The 15,598-nt window shown below is 63.9% G+C and carries 13 protein-coding genes; 7 read left to right on the top strand and 6 right to left on the bottom strand.

All coding sequences use genetic code 11. The annotated features are described in order from the left end of the window. Window positions 1-102: 102 nt before the first annotated feature. The gene (locus L610_RS04055; protein ID WP_024849316.1) at window positions 103-1,281 is read right to left on the bottom strand and encodes an acetyl-CoA C-acetyltransferase; all 1,179 of its coding nucleotides are present in this window, start codon (window positions 1,279-1,281) and stop codon (window positions 103-105) included. A 226-nt stretch (window positions 1,282-1,507) separates the two neighbouring features. Here L610_RS04055 and phaR point away from each other — a divergent pair, with 226 nt between their 5' ends. Then, on the top strand, window positions 1,508-2,107 hold the full coding sequence (phaR, locus tag L610_RS04050) for a polyhydroxyalkanoate synthesis repressor PhaR (protein ID WP_024849317.1): 600 nt from the start codon (window positions 1,508-1,510) through the stop codon (window positions 2,105-2,107). Window positions 2,108-2,245: 138 nt separating this feature from the next. After that, complete coding sequence (locus L610_RS04045; protein ID WP_024849318.1) at window positions 2,246-2,677, top strand: heme-binding protein; 432 nt, start codon at window positions 2,246-2,248, stop codon at window positions 2,675-2,677. A 56-nt stretch (window positions 2,678-2,733) separates the two neighbouring features. Here L610_RS04045 and L610_RS04040 read toward each other — a convergent pair whose 3' ends face one another. From L610_RS04040 to mtgA, 3 genes are all read right to left on the bottom strand, one after another. Beyond that, on the bottom strand, window positions 2,734-3,135 hold the full coding sequence (locus L610_RS04040) for a hypothetical protein (RefSeq protein ID WP_024848973.1): 402 nt from the start codon (window positions 3,133-3,135) through the stop codon (window positions 2,734-2,736). 109 nt (window positions 3,136-3,244) lie between these two features. Continuing rightward, a complete protein-coding gene (gene rpmF, locus L610_RS04035; protein ID WP_024848972.1) occupies window positions 3,245-3,427 on the bottom strand; it encodes a 50S ribosomal protein L32 in 183 nt (60 codons plus the stop codon). 146 nt (window positions 3,428-3,573) lie between these two features. After that, window positions 3,574-4,269: a monofunctional biosynthetic peptidoglycan transglycosylase gene (gene mtgA, locus L610_RS04030; RefSeq protein WP_144702731.1), complete on the bottom strand. Its 696-nt coding sequence runs from the start codon at window positions 4,267-4,269 to the stop codon at window positions 3,574-3,576. Window positions 4,270-4,418: 149 nt separating this feature from the next. Between mtgA and L610_RS04025 the strand changes: the two genes are divergently transcribed. Together L610_RS04025 and L610_RS04020 are read left to right on the top strand one after the other, a co-directional pair. Beyond that, window positions 4,419-5,336: a polyprenyl synthetase family protein gene (locus L610_RS04025; protein WP_144702670.1), complete on the top strand. Its 918-nt coding sequence runs from the start codon at window positions 4,419-4,421 to the stop codon at window positions 5,334-5,336. Window positions 5,337-5,439: 103 nt separating this feature from the next. Next, window positions 5,440-7,923 (top strand): response regulator, encoded by a 2,484-nt coding sequence (locus L610_RS04020; protein WP_246658913.1) that lies wholly within the window; start codon window positions 5,440-5,442, stop codon window positions 7,921-7,923. A gap of 9 nt (window positions 7,924-7,932) precedes the next feature. On the opposite strand, the gene ispG is transcribed toward L610_RS04020, so the two are convergent. Further along, window positions 7,933-9,186: a flavodoxin-dependent (E)-4-hydroxy-3-methylbut-2-enyl-diphosphate synthase gene (gene ispG / locus L610_RS04015; protein ID WP_144702725.1), complete on the bottom strand. Its 1,254-nt coding sequence runs from the start codon at window positions 9,184-9,186 to the stop codon at window positions 7,933-7,935. 631 nt (window positions 9,187-9,817) lie between these two features. On the opposite strand from ispG, the gene L610_RS04010 reads away from it, so the two are divergent. The 3 genes from L610_RS04010 (at window position 9,818) to L610_RS04000 (ending at window position 14,401) form a co-directional block, all read left to right on the top strand. Continuing rightward, on the top strand, window positions 9,818-10,963 hold the full coding sequence (locus L610_RS04010; RefSeq protein WP_024848966.1) for an efflux RND transporter periplasmic adaptor subunit: 1,146 nt from the start codon (window positions 9,818-9,820) through the stop codon (window positions 10,961-10,963). Window positions 10,964-10,973: 10 nt separating this feature from the next. After that, window positions 10,974-14,150 (top strand): efflux RND transporter permease subunit, encoded by a 3,177-nt coding sequence (locus L610_RS04005; protein ID WP_024848965.1) that lies wholly within the window; start codon window positions 10,974-10,976, stop codon window positions 14,148-14,150. A gap of 92 nt (window positions 14,151-14,242) precedes the next feature. After that, entirely contained in the window at window positions 14,243-14,401 is a 159-nt protein-coding gene (locus L610_RS04000) for a DUF3309 family protein (protein ID WP_034330441.1), read from the top strand. A gap of 59 nt (window positions 14,402-14,460) precedes the next feature. On the opposite strand, the gene L610_RS03995 is transcribed toward L610_RS04000, so the two are convergent. Further along, window positions 14,461-15,579: an MFS transporter gene (locus tag L610_RS03995; protein WP_245263748.1), complete on the bottom strand. Its 1,119-nt coding sequence runs from the start codon at window positions 15,577-15,579 to the stop codon at window positions 14,461-14,463. Window positions 15,580-15,598 lie beyond the last annotated feature (19 nt).

The following is a 15,598-nucleotide window of genomic DNA, read 5'->3' as shown; positions in this document are numbered from 1 at the left end:
CCTTCTCTGATCGCACGGACGGGCCGACAGGAGGTTCCCCTTGTTCTGTCTGCCCCTGGCGTCCGGCCGCGCGTATCTGCCTCAAATTGGTGATCAGGAAAACTAGTTCATCGCCTCAACGCACATGGCGACGCCCATGCCGCCGCCGATGCAGAGGGTGGCCAAGCCCTTCTTCGCCGAGCGACGCTTCATCTCGTACACCAGCGTGTTGAAGATGCGTGCGCCCGATGCACCGATCGGGTGACCAATCGCGATTGCGCCGCCATTGACGTTCACGATGTCGGGGTTCCAGCCCAATTCCTTGTTGACCGCGCAAGCCTGCGCGGCAAAGGCCTCATTGGCCTCGACGAGATCGAGATCGTCGACCGACCAGCCGGCCTTCTCCAGCGCCTTGCGCGAAGCGGGGATCGGACCGGTGCCCATCACCTGCGGATCAACGCCGGCGGTCGCCCAGGAGACGATGCGGACCAGAGGGGTGATGTCGCGGCGTACGGCCTCTTCCTCGGTCATCAGGACGACCGCGCCGGCGCCGTCATTGATGCCCGACGCGTTACCCGCGGTGACGGTGCCTTCCTTGTCGAAGGCCGGGCGCAGCTTCTGCACCGCCTCGAGCGTGGTGCCGTGGCGGATGTACTCGTCCTGGTCGACGATCACCTCGCCTTTGCGGGTCTTCACCGTCACCGGAACGATCTCGTCCTTGAAGCGGCCGGCTTTCTGAGCGGCCTCGGCCTTATTTTGCGAAGCAACCGCAAAGGCATCCTGCTCGTCGCGGGTCAGCTGCCACTTGCGGGCGACGTTCTCCGCCGTGTTGCCCATGTGGTAGCCGAAGAAGGCGTCGGTCAGGCCGTCCTTGATCATTGTGTCGATGAACTTGAGGTCGCCCATCTTCGTGCCGGCGCGCAGGTGCTGGCAGTGCGGCGCGAGCGACATCGATTCCTGACCGCCGGCGACGATGATCTTCGCGTCACCGGTCAGGATCTGCTGCATGCCCACCGCAATCGCGCGCAGGCCCGAGCCGCACAGCTGGTTGAGGCCCCATGCGGTCGCTTCCTGCGGGATGCCGGCGCCCATCGCCGCCTGGCGTGCCGGGTTCTGGCCCTGACCAGCGGTCAGGATCTGGCCCATGATGACCTCGTCGACTTCCTCGCCGGCGACGCCCGCGCGAGCCAGCGCCTCCTTGATGGCCGTCGCACCAAGCACATGGGCCGGCGTATCGGCGAACGCTCCATTGAAGGAGCCAACGGGAGTGCGAGCGGCACTCGCGACAACAATTTCGGACATCGGGTTTCCTCGCTGTGAAGCTTTGGGAGTTGGGGTGCTTGAGGCGATGTTGTCCCCTTTCGCGCGAGCGAGTCAAACCCCAAAGTGCAAAGCGGTATAGTTTCACTGCACTGCACCAAACCCCTTCCCATCATCTGCCGTTTGGGCATATCCTCAGGCTTCGGCGTCGGGGGAGAGGCCGAGGGTAATTGCCCGCTTACGCAGCATCCCAACCGGGAGGTCACGAATGCCAGCAAAACAGGACCCTGTGGTCATCAAGAAATACGCCAACCGACGGCTCTACAACACAGGGACAAGTACCTATGTGACGCTGGAAGACCTGGCCCAGATGGTGAAGCGCGGCGAGGAGTTCACCGTGCAGGACGCCAAGACGGGCGAGGACATCACCCACCCGGTGCTGACGCAAATCATCTTCGAGCTGGAGAACAAGGAAGGGCAGAACATGCTGCCTATCTCGTTCCTGCGGCAGCTGATTTCCTTCTATGGCGACCAGATGCAGATGGTCGTACCGAGCTTCCTTGAGCAATCGATGATCGCCTTTGCCAAGGAGCAGGAGCGCTTCCGCGAGCAGATGAAGGAAGCGATCGGCAAGACGCCGATGGAGATGATGCAAGCCGCGATGCCGATGAAGGCGATCGAGGAGCAGACCCGCCGCAACATCGAGCTGTTCCAGAACGCGATGCGTATGTTCACGCCGTTCCCGCCGCAGCCCCCGCAGCGCGAGGAGCCGGCACCGCGCTCCGAGTCCAGCCAGAAGGACGACCTGCAGGAGCTCAAGGAGCAGATCGCTGCGATGCAGCGCAAGCTCGACCAGCTGAGCAGCTGATCCGACCGAAGCCTCAATCCCCTGTTCGCAACCTGTGAATGGCGCGGCCTTTTGCGCGTCCGCATCCACGCAGCCCATTACCAAAGCGGCAATGTTCCCTTAAGTCAGAGCCGCGATGGAATGAGGAGGATCACCCGCATGACGCAAATTTCGCTGGCTCAGGCCAACACCATCATCGAGGCAACCCTGGCGAAGGCTGCCGAGCTCAAGCTCAATCCGCTCTGCGTCGTCGTCGTCGACGCCGGTGGCCACACCATCTCGGCGCAGCGCCAGGACGGTTCGCCCTTCATGCGAATTGAAATTGCCCGCGGCAAGGCGTTCGGGGCAGCCGCAACCGGTGCCGATACCCGCAAGCTCAACCAGGCGGCGATCGAGCGCCCGCACTTCGTCAACGCCTTTGTCGCGCTGACGGGCGGCAACATGATCCCGGTGCCAGGTGGCGTAGCCATCAAGACGAAGGACGGCGATTTTGTCGGCGCGGTCGGCGTGTCGGGCGACACATCCGACAATGACGAGCTCGTCGCCAAGGTCGGCATCGAGGCAGCCGGCTTCGTCAGCGACAACGCCTGATCCTGCCGCGAGCAGACACAAGAAGAGCCCGGGTTCCGGGCTCTTTCTTTTTCTGACTAGCGGAGATTGATGTCGCGTGAGGAGGCGCGCAACGAGACGACGAAGCCCGCCAGCACGTCAACGAAGGCGATCGTCATCAGGATGAAGAACAGCGACGACGTCGCGCGTTGCACCAGCAGGAACTCGACCAGGAAGGCGATGAACACGAAGGTCGACAGGAGGTGATCCAGCACCGAGGCGTTTGAGGTACGCGTCGCCTTCACGATCTCGACGAACAGCAAGAGCAGCGCCAGCAGCACTAGCATGTCGGCCAGCGTCATCGACCAGACCCCGCCTGACAGCATGCCGAGCGAAAAGACTTCTGACTTCCAGGGATCCGGAATGTCGCCGAACACGCCGATGAGTCCCAGATTGTAGACAATGAACGGGACGATCATCAGGGGGATTTGAAACAGCATTCGGGTCTCCAGCAGTCAGGCTCGGTCAAAGGGCCGCGATCATGCACGCAAAGAAAAAGCCGACGCAAGCGCCGGCCTTCTCCTCAATACGGAATGTCCGCGGATAGCCTTAGCTTTCCTTCGGCTCCAGAACCTGGCGACCGCGGTACATGCCGGTCTTCAGGTCGATGTGGTGCGGACGGCGAAGCTCGCCCGAATTCTTGTCCTCGACGTAGGTCGGTGCCTTCAGCGCGTCGGCTGAGCGGCGCATGCCGCGCTTCGACGGCGAGGTCTTTCTTTTAGGTACGGCCATGGATCCTGCTCCGGTTTTCGGTCAACATGCCTTAGCCACCCTCGTTGAAGGGCCCGCAGTTCGGCCGATGACCAGGAAAGTCGCGTGCCTATACACCGCTGACGCGCATTTGACCAGACCACGTCGCAAATTTTTGCGATCCGCAGCTATCGGACGCAGTGGTTGTAGCCGCCGGCCTGCCGCGCACGCCGTTCGATGCGCGATGCGAGACGGTTGAGCGCCGCGGTCGGCTTGCCGGGCGTGCGGGCGATCGGGTTCGGCAGGGTCACCGCCAGCAGTGCTGCCTCGCGCGCCGTCAAATTGCTTGCCGACTTGCCGAAATGGTGCTGCGCGGCTGCTTCCGCGCCATAGATGCCTGGGCCCCATTCGACGATGTTGAGATAGATCTCCATGATCCGCCGCTTCGGCATGATGGCGTCGAGGAAGACCGCATAAGGCAGCTCGATCGCCTTTCGCACATAGGAGCGGCCGTGCCAGAGATAGAGGTTCTTGGCCGTCTGCATGGTGATGGTCGAACCGCCGCGCGACGGCTCGCCCTCCATGAAATCCTGCAGCACGGCCCTGAACTCGCCGAGATCGATGCCGTGATGCGCGCAGAACTGCCCGTCCTCCGACATCATGACCGAATTGACGAGGCGCGGGCTGATCTCGCTGAGCGGCTTCCACTCGCGGGTGAAGCCGCGCAGTGTCACCAGATCCTTCGCCATCAGTGTCGAGACCGGATGGATGAAAGGCGGCAGGTAGAAGATGGTGAGCGCCACCGGAATTGCACCGATCACGATCAGGATCAGCAGGAGCCGGCGAATCCAGCTGCGCTTGCGGGGCTTACGCGACCGCTTCATCCCTGACAGCTTGCCGATTCCCGGCTCGCCCGTCCCTTGAGCCACCCTAACTCCTCTTGCTTGACTGCCTTCTGGAATACAGACGCCTACCCCTCAGCGCAACGCCGCACGGCTTGACCCGGCCGCATTTTAGGGCCATCGCTCCGCGCATGACCGACACGCCCATCCACGAATTTGAAGTGGCTCTCGCGCGGCACGCCGCCAGCGTCGAAGCTGCGCTCGACCAGCTCCTCGGCCCTCACCTTCTGGACGGCGAGATCAACCGCCCCGAAAATCTGCTGCGCGCCATCCGCCACGGCGTGCTCAATGGCGGCAAGCGGCTGCGCCCCTTTCTGGTCATCGAGAGCGCCGCGCTGTTCTCGGCGGATGGCGAAGCGGCCCTGCGGTTGGCAGCCGCGCTCGAATGCGTCCACTGCTATTCGCTGATCCACGACGACCTGCCGGCGATGGATAATGACGACCTGCGCCGCGGCCAGCCGACGGTCCACCGCGCCTTCGACGAGGCGACCGCGATTCTCGCCGGGGACAGCCTGCTGACCTACGCATTCGACATTATCGCCGACGACGCAACGGAGCTTCCGGCTGCGACCCGCCTCTCCCTCGTCCAGGGCCTTGCCCGCGCTTCCGGCATGGGTGGCATGGCCGGCGGCCAGGCGCTCGACCTTGCTGCGGAGAAGGTGAAGCCGGATGAGGCGGGGATCGTCACCCTGCAGGCGATGAAGACCGGCGCGCTGATCCGCTACGCCTGCGAAGCCGGCGCTCTCATCGGCCACGCCACCCCGGAGGAGCGCGAGCGGCTTGGGGAGTTCGGCTCTGCGATCGGCCTTGCCTTCCAGCTTGCCGACGACCTTCTCGACGCAACGTCCGACGTCGGCACCCTTGGCAAGGCGGCCGGCAAGGACGCCACCGCGGGCAAGGGCACGCTGGTTTCGCTGCACGGGATCGAGTGGACGAGGAAGCAGCTCAAGGGCCTCGTCGAGCAGGCAAGCGAAATTCTCGCGCCCTTCGGTGAGCGCGCCACGATGCTGCGGCGCGCGGCAGAATTCGTTGCCTATCGCTCGTCGTGACGCCCGCCTTCAAGCAAGCGCTAACATTTCCCTGAGTTAACAGCACTTTAAGGGAACTTCGCCATTCTTCCCCGCTGAACTGGGGATTTTTATGGCGGGGTCGATGTCCATCGCTGTCACGCGCTCCTATATGCGCGGCCGTCTGATCTTCATCATGACGGGGTTTTTGCTCGCCGTCAGCATTGGCGCGTTCTTCGTGAACTGGCATTCGTCCAACGCGCGCACCAACATCAAGTTCGCGGCCGTCCTCGTTGCCATGAGCGAGGCAACCAGCGACGTCATCTACCAGGCGCTGGCGCTCGACCAGTTGCGCCTGAAGCAGCAACTGCAGGCCGCCCGCACCGCAGGCGCCCCGGGACGCACGCTGGAGGACAATCCCGCGGCCGTCGAAGCGCGGCGGGAACTCGGGCGCGTCGTCGAGCGCCTCGACAGCCTCTACCGCGCCTTTTCGACCGCCGTGCGTGGCGACGTACAGACCGAGGAAGGTCGCCGCATTGCGGCGGAGGAGCGGGGTTCCACGCCGACGGAACACGTCTTCGACTCGCCTGATCCGATCCTGAGCGACATTCGCGGGCTGCAGATGTCCCCCGCCTTCCTGCACATTTGGGAGGGCGACGAGACCCGTCCGTCGCTCGAAAAGGACATGCGTGAGGTCATCTCGCTCGCGCGGCGTCTCGACATCTTCACGGACTATTCGTCGCCGGCAGCACAGCGCGTCTTCAGCCAGCTGCAGAAGCTCGCGCGCGATCGCGTCAACATCAACCTCAAGGCGACGATGACCGAACTGCGCGGCGATATGATCGACAGCTACGACAGCTTGCCCCGCATGCTCCTGCTGGTCGCCGGCATCATCCTCTTGATCGCCGTGCTCACCTCGAGCTGGGTGTTCGTGCCGATGATGCGCAACATCGCCAAGGCCCAGGAAGAGCTCGAGGCCGCCAACAAGTCGCTCGAGGCTGCGTGGGTGAAGGCAGAGTCCGCCGACCGCGCCAAGTCCGAGTTCCTTGCCAACATGAGCCACGAGATCCGCACGCCGATGAACGGCGTCCTCGGAATGGCGGAACTCCTGATCCGAACCAATTTGGACACCCGTCAGCGCACCTTTGCCGATGTGATACTAAAGTCGGGCAGCGCGCTGCTGACGATCATCAACGACATCCTCGACTTCTCGAAGATCGACGCAGGCCAGCTGACGCTCGACCCGGCACCGTTCCGCCTCGCCGAGGCGATTGAGGATGTGGCAACGCTCGTTTCCAGCCAGGTCGCCGAGAAGGATCTCGAACTGATCGTCCGCATCGATCCGGCGCTGCCGGCCTGCGTAGTGGGCGACGTCGGCCGCATCCGCCAGATCGTCACCAATCTCGTCGGCAACGGCGTCAAGTTCACCGAGAAGGGCTACGTCCTCGTCGACGTCAGCGGCGAGGTGAAGAAGGACGTCGCCAGCATCACCATCCGCGTTGAGGATACCGGCATCGGCATTCCCGAAAACATGCAGCAGCGGATCTTCGAGAAGTTCAGCCAAGTCGACTCCTCATCGACCCGCCGCCATGAGGGCACTGGCCTTGGCCTTGCCATCGCTTCGCGCCTCGTCGAGCTGATGGGCGGCAAGATCGGCGTCGAGAGCGAACTCGGCAAGGGCTCGGTGTTCTGGGTGATGCTGCCGCTTCCCGTTCACGAGGACGTCCGTCGTCCGAAGCCAGTCCCCGTCGACGTGTCCGGTGCGCGCGTCCTCATCGTCGACGACAACAAGATAAACCGCAACATCCTGCTCGAGCAGCTGCGCGGCTGGAACTTCGACTGCGCCGCCGCAGAGGACGGCGAGATCGCCCTTGCCTTCCTCGACCGCTGCATCGAGCTTGGCGCGCATGTCGACTGCATCGTTCTCGATTACCAGATGCCGGGCATGAACGGCGTCGAGGTGGCGAAACGCATCGTCGCCAACCCGGCACTGCGCCATATCCCGATCGTGGTGCTGTCTTCGGTCGACCAGGCAGCGGGACGTATCACGGCAGAAACCGGCATTACAGCTCACCTGCCGAAGCCTGTCCGCTCGGCGGTGCTGCTGGAAACGCTGGTCCATGTGATGCAGGCGTCACGCCAGACCGACGCCGGCAACACGGAAGTGATCCCGCTGCCCCGTGCCGCAGCGACGGCAGGGCCGGAAGATAAGGTCGCCGATCATCCCGGCCACGTCGACATCCTCGTTGCCGAGGACAACGAGGTGAACCAGCTGGTCTTCTCCCAGATCCTCAACGGGCTCGGCCTCAGCTACCGCATCGCGCAGAACGGACGCGAGGCGGTCGAGCTCCACTCGGAGCTCAAACCGAAGCTGATCCTGATGGACGTGTCGATGCCGGAGATGAATGGCCTTGAGGCCACCGCCGCGATCCGCCGCATGGAGCGCAGCCTCGGTATCCACACCCCGATCGTGGGTGTTACCGCCCACGCGCTCAAGGGGGACCGCGAGAAGTGCATCGAGGCCGGCATGGACGACTACCTGTCCAAGCCGATCTCACCGGACAAGCTCGCTGACAAGCTCGACGCCTGGCTGGATCGTCCTCGCGCGCCGGTGGCGCTCAGCGCCTGACGCGCAGGCCTATTCGGCGGCGCGTTGGCTGCCGATACCAAAGCGGCGCTCGATATAATCGGCGACCATCTTCTGGAAATCCTCGGCGATGTTCGGGCCGCGCAGCGTCGCGGCCTTCTGGCCGTCGATGAACACGGGTGCCGTCGGCGTCTCGCCCGTTCCCGGCAGCGAAATACCGATGTCGGCATGCTTCGACTCGCCCGGGCCGTTGACGATGCAGCCCATCACCGCGACCTTCAGGTCCTCGACGCCCGGATACTTCTTACGCCACTCCGGCATGTTGCGGCGAATGTCTTCCTGGATCGTCGCGGCAAGTTCCTGGAATACGGTCGAGGTGGTGCGGCCGCAGCCGGGGCAAGCGGCAACGATCGGCACGAACTGGCGGAAGCCCATTGTCTGCAGCAGTTCCTGCGCCACCTGCACCTCACGGGTGCGGTCGCCGCCGGGCTCCGGCGTCAGCGAAATGCGGATCGTGTCGCCGATGCCCTGCTGGAGCAGAATGCCCATCGCGGCCGACGAGGCGACGATGCCCTTCGAACCCATACCGGCTTCAGTGAGACCCAGATGCAGCGCGTGGTTCGAGCGCTTGGCCAGCTCGACATAAACCGCGATCAAGTCCTGCACCTGGCTGACCTTGGCCGACAGGATGATCTTATCGCGCGGCAGGCCGATCTCCTCGGCCATCTCGGCCGAGATCAGCGCCGACTGCACGATCGCCTCGCGCATGACTTCCTGCGCGGTCATGGGCGATCCGTTCTTCTGGTTCTCGTCCATCAGCCGCGTCAGCAGCTCCTGGTCGAGCGAGCCCCAGTTGACGCCGATGCGCACCGGCTTGTCGTGGCGGATAGCCGTCTCGACGATCGCGCCGAACTGCTTGTCCTTCTTGTCCTTGAAGCCGACATTGCCCGGGTTGATGCGATACTTCGCCAGCGCCTCGGCGCAGGCCGGATGGTCCGCAAGCAGCTTGTGGCCGATATAGTGAAAGTCGCCGACCAGCGGCACGTTGATGCCGAGCCGGACCAGACGGTCGCGAATGTGCGGCACCGCGGCAGCCGATTCATCGCGGTCGACGGTGATGCGGACAATTTCGGAACCTGCCCGATGCAGCGCCGCCACCTGGGCAACGGTGGAATCGACGTCGGCAGTATCCGTGTTGGTCATGGATTGGACGACGACCGGTGCGCCACCGCCTACCATCACGTCGCCAACCTTCACGCCAACTGTGATGCGGCGCTCCAGCGGACGGTCGAGGAATTCAAACATCGCGGTCAAACTCGTTTTCGCCTGTCAGCGGCGGAATGGGGATTTGCGGCCTTCTAGCACAAACCGCGCGCGCGCACATGACAAAGTCGCGAGGCAAGTGGTCGCCGCCCGTATCCCTCAACATGAGGATCGTGACCATTTCGCGGTGTCGCCGCTGCGAGAACGCGCATAGGTCGCAATTGCCAGTGTCCGGCGGAAATTCCGTACAAGCTGACAGAAGAACTGACGTTACGGCAACTCCTCCTGACAAACCCTGTCACCAGCCTTCAGGATGAAGGGTTGCGCATCACGCTAGGGCATGTAGCGATTGGCTACGCGGAGCAGCCCTGAAGTCGGCGATGGGATCGTCGTGGCCTGCTCTCGCGCGCATCGTGTTTCAGGAACAAGCCATCCCTCCCGCGAAGGCGAGTCTCGTGGGCGAAACCGTTGTTCTGTTAACAGTTATGAGCCATTACTGCCACCGCATTGATGATCACTTCAGTTTTTCTGACTATTTCGAGGATGATTACTACTGTAAAGGTCACGCGCTCATAAGGTCAGAACCTGAGATCTATTGAACGCGGCCCCCGTGACCTCCATATCACTCGCTCGGCGTGGGGCCTGAACGAGAAGCGTGCGCTGGATATCTCGAATGCCCAGGATAAAGTTTCACAAGGTTGCGGCGATTGCCGTCCTGATCGGTACTGTTGCGTGGGTTGCCACCGGGGAATTCTCCTCGGTCGGCAGCGCGGCCGGTGAGGATCCGGCTGCGGCTGCAAAGAAACCGGCTGAAGAGCAGCAGGTCTCCACGCCGCTGCGCACCGTCGGCGTTCTCAAGCCAATCCGTATCGAGCATTCGCGCGCCATCCGCATGTCCGGCTATACCGACGCCGACCAGCGCGCGGTCCTGGCGGCACGCACGGCTGGTGTTATCGAGGAACTGCCGGTCAAGCTCGGCGATCGCGTCAATCGCGGCGACGTCATCCTGAAGCTCGAGGCTGAGGGCAAGGAAGCCGCGGTCGAGGCCGCGCGCCAGACGCTGAAGCAGCGCGAGACCGAAGCCGAAGCGGCCCAAAAGCTCCACAAGCAGGGCAGCGTCTCCAAGCAGCAGCTCGATACGGCAATGTCCGCACTTGCGCTTGCCCGTTCCGGGCTCGAAGCCGCGGAGGCGGAACTCAACCGCAACATCGTGCGCGCCCCCTTCCCCGGCACGATCGACAAGATCGACGTCGAGCTCGGGACCGCGGTGCAGGTCGGAGCGCCGGTGGCAACGATCCTCAATCTCGATCCGATCCTTGCTCGCGGCGAGGTGTCGGAGCGTGACCTTGGCTTCGTCGAGCCCGGTGACAAGGCCGAAGTGCGCTTGGTCAATGGCATGCAGGTCGAGGGCGAACTGCGGCATGTGAGCCGCGACGCCACGACCACCACACGCACCTTCCGCGTCGAGATCGCGATCCCGAACCCGGACGGCAAGGTTCCGTCGGGCATGACCGCAGAGATTACGCTGCGTGCCGATCCGGTGCCCGCAACGATCCTGCCGCGTTCCGTCGTCACGCTCAGCGCCGACGGCGACCTCGGCATCCGTGCGGTCGACGCCAGCGACAAGGTGGTGTTCTTCCCGATCGACCTCGTCGACGACACCCCTCACGGCCTCGTCCTCGCCGGTATTCCCGACGACGTGCGCATCATCGTGGCGGGGCAGGAGATGATCTCCGAGGGCGACACGGTCAATCCGGTCGACGCCGACCCGGAAACCATCAAGAAGCTGGCCGAAGTAGCGGCTGGCGGCACCCTCTAAGGGGCATGTCATGGATATCGTACGACTTGCGGTCCGGAACGCGCGCCTGACGCTGACCACGCTCGTGTTCCTGATGATCGCGGGCGCGCTTTCCTACATCTCGATCCCGAAGGAAGCAGAGCCCGACGTTCCCATTCCGATCATCTATGTGAGCCTGATCTATCAGGGCATCTCGCCCGAGGACTCGGAGCGGCTCCTGCTGCGCCCGATTGAAACGAAGCTGAAGACGATCAAGGGCGTCAAGGAAATGCGCTCGGCCGCCTATGAAGGCGGGGGCTACGTCCTGCTCGAGTTCGACCCGTCGACGGACCTGAAGACGGCGCTCGACGACACGCGCAACAAGGTCTCCGACGCGCGGCCCGACATCCCGCAAGGCGCGGAAGAGCCAACCGTGCACGAGGTCAACATTTCCGAGTTCCCCGTGCTGGTCGTCACGCTTTCGGGTGACGTGCCTGAGCGCACCCTGACGACCGCGGCACGCGAGCTGCGCGACCGCATCGAGGAAGTACCGGGCGTGCTCGAGGCTGTGCTCAAGGGCGCCCGTGACGATCTCGTCGAGGTCGTCATCGACCCGATGAAGCTTTCGTCCTATGGACTCCAGCTTGACCAGCTCATTCAGGGCGTCGGCGCCTCGAACAGCCTTGTCGCCGCCGGCGCACTCGAAGGCTCTGAAGGCCGTTATTCGGTCAAGGTCCCGGCGCTGATCGAGACGGTCGAAGACGTCGCCACCCTGCCGGTCGTTGCCGGTCCCAACGCCATCGTGCGCGCGCAGGACCTCGCCACCATCCGCTCGACCCACAAGGACGCGGAAACGATCAGCCGCATCGACGGCAAACCTGCGATCGCGATCGAGGTGAAGAAGCGCATCGGCTCGAACCTCGTCGAGACGGTCGATCAGGTGAAGGCGCTTGCCGACGAGTTCCAGAAGAACCTGCCCGAGGGGATGCAGGTCACCTACACGCAGGACAAGTCCACCTTCATCATCCAGCTGCTTGGCGACCTGCAGAACCACGTGCTGATCGCGGTCATCCTCGTCTTCATCGTGATCCTCTATGCGCTGTCGGGAAGGTCCTCGCTCATCATTGGCCTGGCGATCCCGTCATCGTTCCTGATGGGCATCCTGCTGCTGGCACTGATGGGCTTCACGATCAACATGATCGTGCTGTTCAGCCTCATCCTTGCGGTCGGCATGCTGGTCGACGACGCGATCATCGTCGTTGAGTTCGCCGAGCGGCGCATGTCGGAAGGCATGCCGCGCGAGCAGGCGTTCGAGCTTGCCGCCAAGCGCATGGCAGGCCCGGTCGCGGCCGCGACGCTGACGCGTATTGCGGCGTTCTCGCCGCTGCTGTTCTGGCCCGGCATCGTCGGCAGCTTCATGATGTACATGCCGATCACGCTGATCGTGACGCTGGCCGCTTCGATGCTGTACGCGCTGGTCTTCACGCCGACCATTGGCGCGAAGTTCGCTCACGCGCACGTCATTCCAGAGGAAGAGCGCCGCGACGGCGCTTACATGGCGCTCGTCAAGAAGGCGGTCAGCTACCCGAAGACGGTGCTGGTGGGCGCGGTCGCCCTGCTGTTCGGCGTCATGTACACCTATTCGCACTATGGCGCAGGCGTCGAGTTCTTCCCGAACGTCGAGCCGGACTATGGCCTGCTGTACGTCCACGCACGCGGCAACCTTTCGCTCGCGGAAATGGACCAGGCGACCCGCGTTGCGGAGGACCGGCTGCTCGGCTGGCCGGGCATCAAGTCCGTCTACACGACGGTGGGCCAGACGCGCGGCGGCGGGCAGGACGTCCCCGAAGACGTGGTCGGCGTGATCCAGTACGAGTTCGTCGATTGGCGTGAGCGCAAGCCTGCCAACGAGATTCTGGATGACCTGCGCGTTACGATGGCCGGCATTCCCGGCGTCGACGTCGAGGTGCGCGTCCCGGATGCTGGCCCGCCGACCGGCAAGCCGATCCAGCTTCGCATCTCCGCGGCGGATCCGGCCGGCCTTGAGGACAAGGCGCGGCAAGTGGCTGCGCGCATCGGACAGGTCCCCGGCGTGATCGACATTGCCGACGGTCTGCCGCCCCCCGGTGTGGACTGGGCACTGACGGTCGACCGCACGAAGGCCGCGCAGTACGGCATCAGCCCCATCGCGGTCGGCACAGTCGTCCAGCTCGTCACCACGGGCCTCAAACTGACCGACTACCGCCCGGCCGGCGCGGATGACGCGGTCGATATCCGGCTGCGGCTGCCCGAGGACCGGCGCACGCTCTCGACCCTCGACCAGCTGCGCGTCGAGACCCCGCAGGGCTCCGTGCCGATCTCGAACTTCGTCTCGCGTAAGGCGGAGCCGCGCACGGGCGTCCTCAACCGCATCGACGGCCAGCGGACGATCGTGGTTCAGGCGAATGTCGCCAACGGCTTCCAGGTCGCCGCCGTGCAGGCGGAAGTGGCGAAGGCTGTAGGCGAGATGGACCTCGGCAACGCACGCTGGAAGCTCGCCGGTTCGAGCGAAGAAAGCGATGAGGCCAGCGCCTTCCTTTCGCGGGCATTCGGCGCGGCCGTGTTCCTGATCTTCATCGTGCTGCTTGCCCAGTTCAACAAGTTCACCAGCGTGTTCCTGGTGCTGATGACTGTGGTGATGGCGACGATCGGCGTGTTCCTCGGCCTGCTGATCACCGGTCAGGCCTTCGGCATCATCATGTCGGGCATCGGCGTCATCGCACTCGCGGGTGTCGTGGTGAACAACAACATCGTGCTGATCGACACCTACGACCGTCTGCGCCACGAGGGCTGGAGCAAGATGGACGCGGTGCTGCAGACCTGCCGCGAGCGTGCACGCCCCGTCGTGCTGACGGCGGCGGCGGCGATCCTCGGCGTCTTGCCGATCGCGATGGGCCTTGGCCTCGAGCTCTTCCACCATGAGACGACGATCAACGCGCCGTCGACACAGTGGTGGATCTCGCTCTCCTCGGCGATTGTCTTCGGCCTCGCCTTCGCGACGGTCCTGACGCTGATAGTAACCCCGGCGGCGCTGATGGTGTTTACCCGCGAGACGCCACGTGAGGGCGAGGAAAACCGCAGCCTGCTCGGACGCCTGTTCTTCTGGCGGCGCCGCAGCGCCGGCGGCGACAAGGCCTCGAATGACGAACCTGTCGGCGCCACTCCTGCCTACAGCCGGGCGGCGGAGTAATCCGCCGCCAGCGCCGCCCGAAAAACTCGTTCGGGAACAATATCGTGAAGATCACATTGTTGATGCGTGATTGGTCATGAAAGGGCGACGAGATGACCCTCGGTACAATTCTTATCATCATCCTCATCCTGATTTTGCTGGGCGCGGTTCCGGCCTGGCCCTACTCGCGCGGATGGGGATACGGACCCTCCGGCATCCTCGGCGTGGTCCTTGTCATCGTGTTGATACTGGTCCTTATGGGACGGCTATAGCTTTGATTATTGCGTAACGTGATGAGGCTGCCTGCGGGCAGCCTCTTCCGTTTTGGCGGTTACTCTTGCGAGTGCACGAAGTCCGCGCGCTTGACGATGCGGGCCATCGCGCTGACGACGAACAGGAACAGCGACAGGCCGGCGAAGACAACCGGGAAGCCGAGATGCTCGCCGATGAAGCCGATGGCGGACGGCGCCACCAGCATGCCGGAATAGCCCATGGTAGTGACGACGCTCACCGCGGTCGCCGAAGCAACGCCTGCATGGTTTCCCGCGGCCGAGAAGACGATTGGCACAAGGTTAGCAACACCAATGCCTGCGAAGGCAAACGCCGCGATCGCCATGTAGGGATTGGGCGCAAGGCCAGCCATCAAGACGCCGACGCCGGCAATCAGCGCCGAGACGCGCAGCGTCTTCACCGCGCCGAAGCGGTTGCGGATGCCGTCGCCGATAAAGCGCATGATCGCCATCGTTACGGCAAAGCCGCCGAAGGCAAAGCCGGCAAGGCCGATCTCCGCGCCAAGGCTACGCTGGAGATGCAGCGCGCCCCATTCGAGCACCGAGCCCTCCGGGATCATGCAGAACAGCGAGACGATGCCCACCAAGTAAATCAGCGGATCCTTCGGGAAGGAGAACGGCTCGCGCTTGCCTGACGTTGTGCGGATCTCGCCGTCGACGAGCCGTAGCCAGGCGCCGGCGACGAGGACGTAGGCGATCGCGCCGACGATGAGCGCCTGCATGATGTGTCCCGTGTTCTGGATGAGCAGGCCACCGGTGGCGCTTCCGGCAAAGCCGCCGAGGCTCCAGAAGCCGTGCGAAGAGGACATGATTGCCCTGCCCAGCTGGCGCTCGGTCTCCACCGCATGCGTGTTCATCGCGACGTCCATGCCGCCGACGATCGCCCCGAGCGCAAAGATCGCCGGGATGACGAGAACGAGATTGGGCGCCAGTGCCACGGCTGGCAGCACCAACCCCAGCAGCGCCGCAAACCCGCGCAGGACCGCGCGCGAACCATGGCGGCCCATCAGCCAGCCGCAGGTCGGCATCGCCACCAGCGCGCCAATGCCGAAGATCAGGATCAGCAGGCCGACCACCGTCTCGGCAATGTCAAAGCGTGACAGGAGAACCGGCACCTGCGGCGCCCAGCTGCCAGTGACAAAACCGTTCGCGAAAAACATCGCTGCAACCGCCCAGCGA

This window comes from Aminobacter sp. J44 (assembly GCF_007829415.1).
Taxonomy (GTDB): Bacteria; Pseudomonadota; Alphaproteobacteria; order Rhizobiales; family Rhizobiaceae; genus Aerobium.
Note: the sequence above shows the minus strand (reverse complement) of the source record. Positions and strands in the feature narration are given on the sequence as shown.

Excerpts from the sequence above, each read along its gene's own strand:
- L610_RS04055 (WP_024849316.1), bottom strand. The coding sequence starts at position 1,281 with ATGTCCGAAATTGTTGTCGCGAGTGCCGCTCGCACTCCCGTTGGCTCC.
- phaR (WP_024849317.1), top strand. The coding sequence starts at position 1,508 with ATGCCAGCAAAACAGGACCCTGTGGTCATCAAGAAATACGCCAACCGA.
- L610_RS04045 (WP_024849318.1), top strand. The coding sequence starts at position 2,246 with ATGACGCAAATTTCGCTGGCTCAGGCCAACACCATCATCGAGGCAACC.
- L610_RS04040 (WP_024848973.1), bottom strand. The coding sequence starts at position 3,135 with ATGCTGTTTCAAATCCCCCTGATGATCGTCCCGTTCATTGTCTACAAT.
- rpmF (WP_024848972.1), bottom strand. The coding sequence starts at position 3,427 with ATGGCCGTACCTAAAAGAAAGACCTCGCCGTCGAAGCGCGGCATGCGC.
- mtgA (WP_144702731.1), bottom strand. The coding sequence starts at position 4,269 with ATGAAGCGGTCGCGTAAGCCCCGCAAGCGCAGCTGGATTCGCCGGCTC.
- L610_RS04025 (WP_144702670.1), top strand. The coding sequence starts at position 4,419 with ATGACCGACACGCCCATCCACGAATTTGAAGTGGCTCTCGCGCGGCAC.
- L610_RS04020 (WP_246658913.1), top strand. The coding sequence starts at position 5,440 with ATGTCCATCGCTGTCACGCGCTCCTATATGCGCGGCCGTCTGATCTTC.
- ispG (WP_144702725.1), bottom strand. The coding sequence starts at position 9,186 with ATGTTTGAATTCCTCGACCGTCCGCTGGAGCGCCGCATCACAGTTGGC.
- L610_RS04010 (WP_024848966.1), top strand. The coding sequence starts at position 9,818 with ATGCCCAGGATAAAGTTTCACAAGGTTGCGGCGATTGCCGTCCTGATC.
- L610_RS04005 (WP_024848965.1), top strand. The coding sequence starts at position 10,974 with ATGGATATCGTACGACTTGCGGTCCGGAACGCGCGCCTGACGCTGACC.
- L610_RS04000 (WP_034330441.1), top strand. The coding sequence starts at position 14,243 with ATGACCCTCGGTACAATTCTTATCATCATCCTCATCCTGATTTTGCTG.
- L610_RS03995 (WP_245263748.1), bottom strand. The coding sequence starts at position 15,579 with ATGTTTTTCGCGAACGGTTTTGTCACTGGCAGCTGGGCGCCGCAGGTG.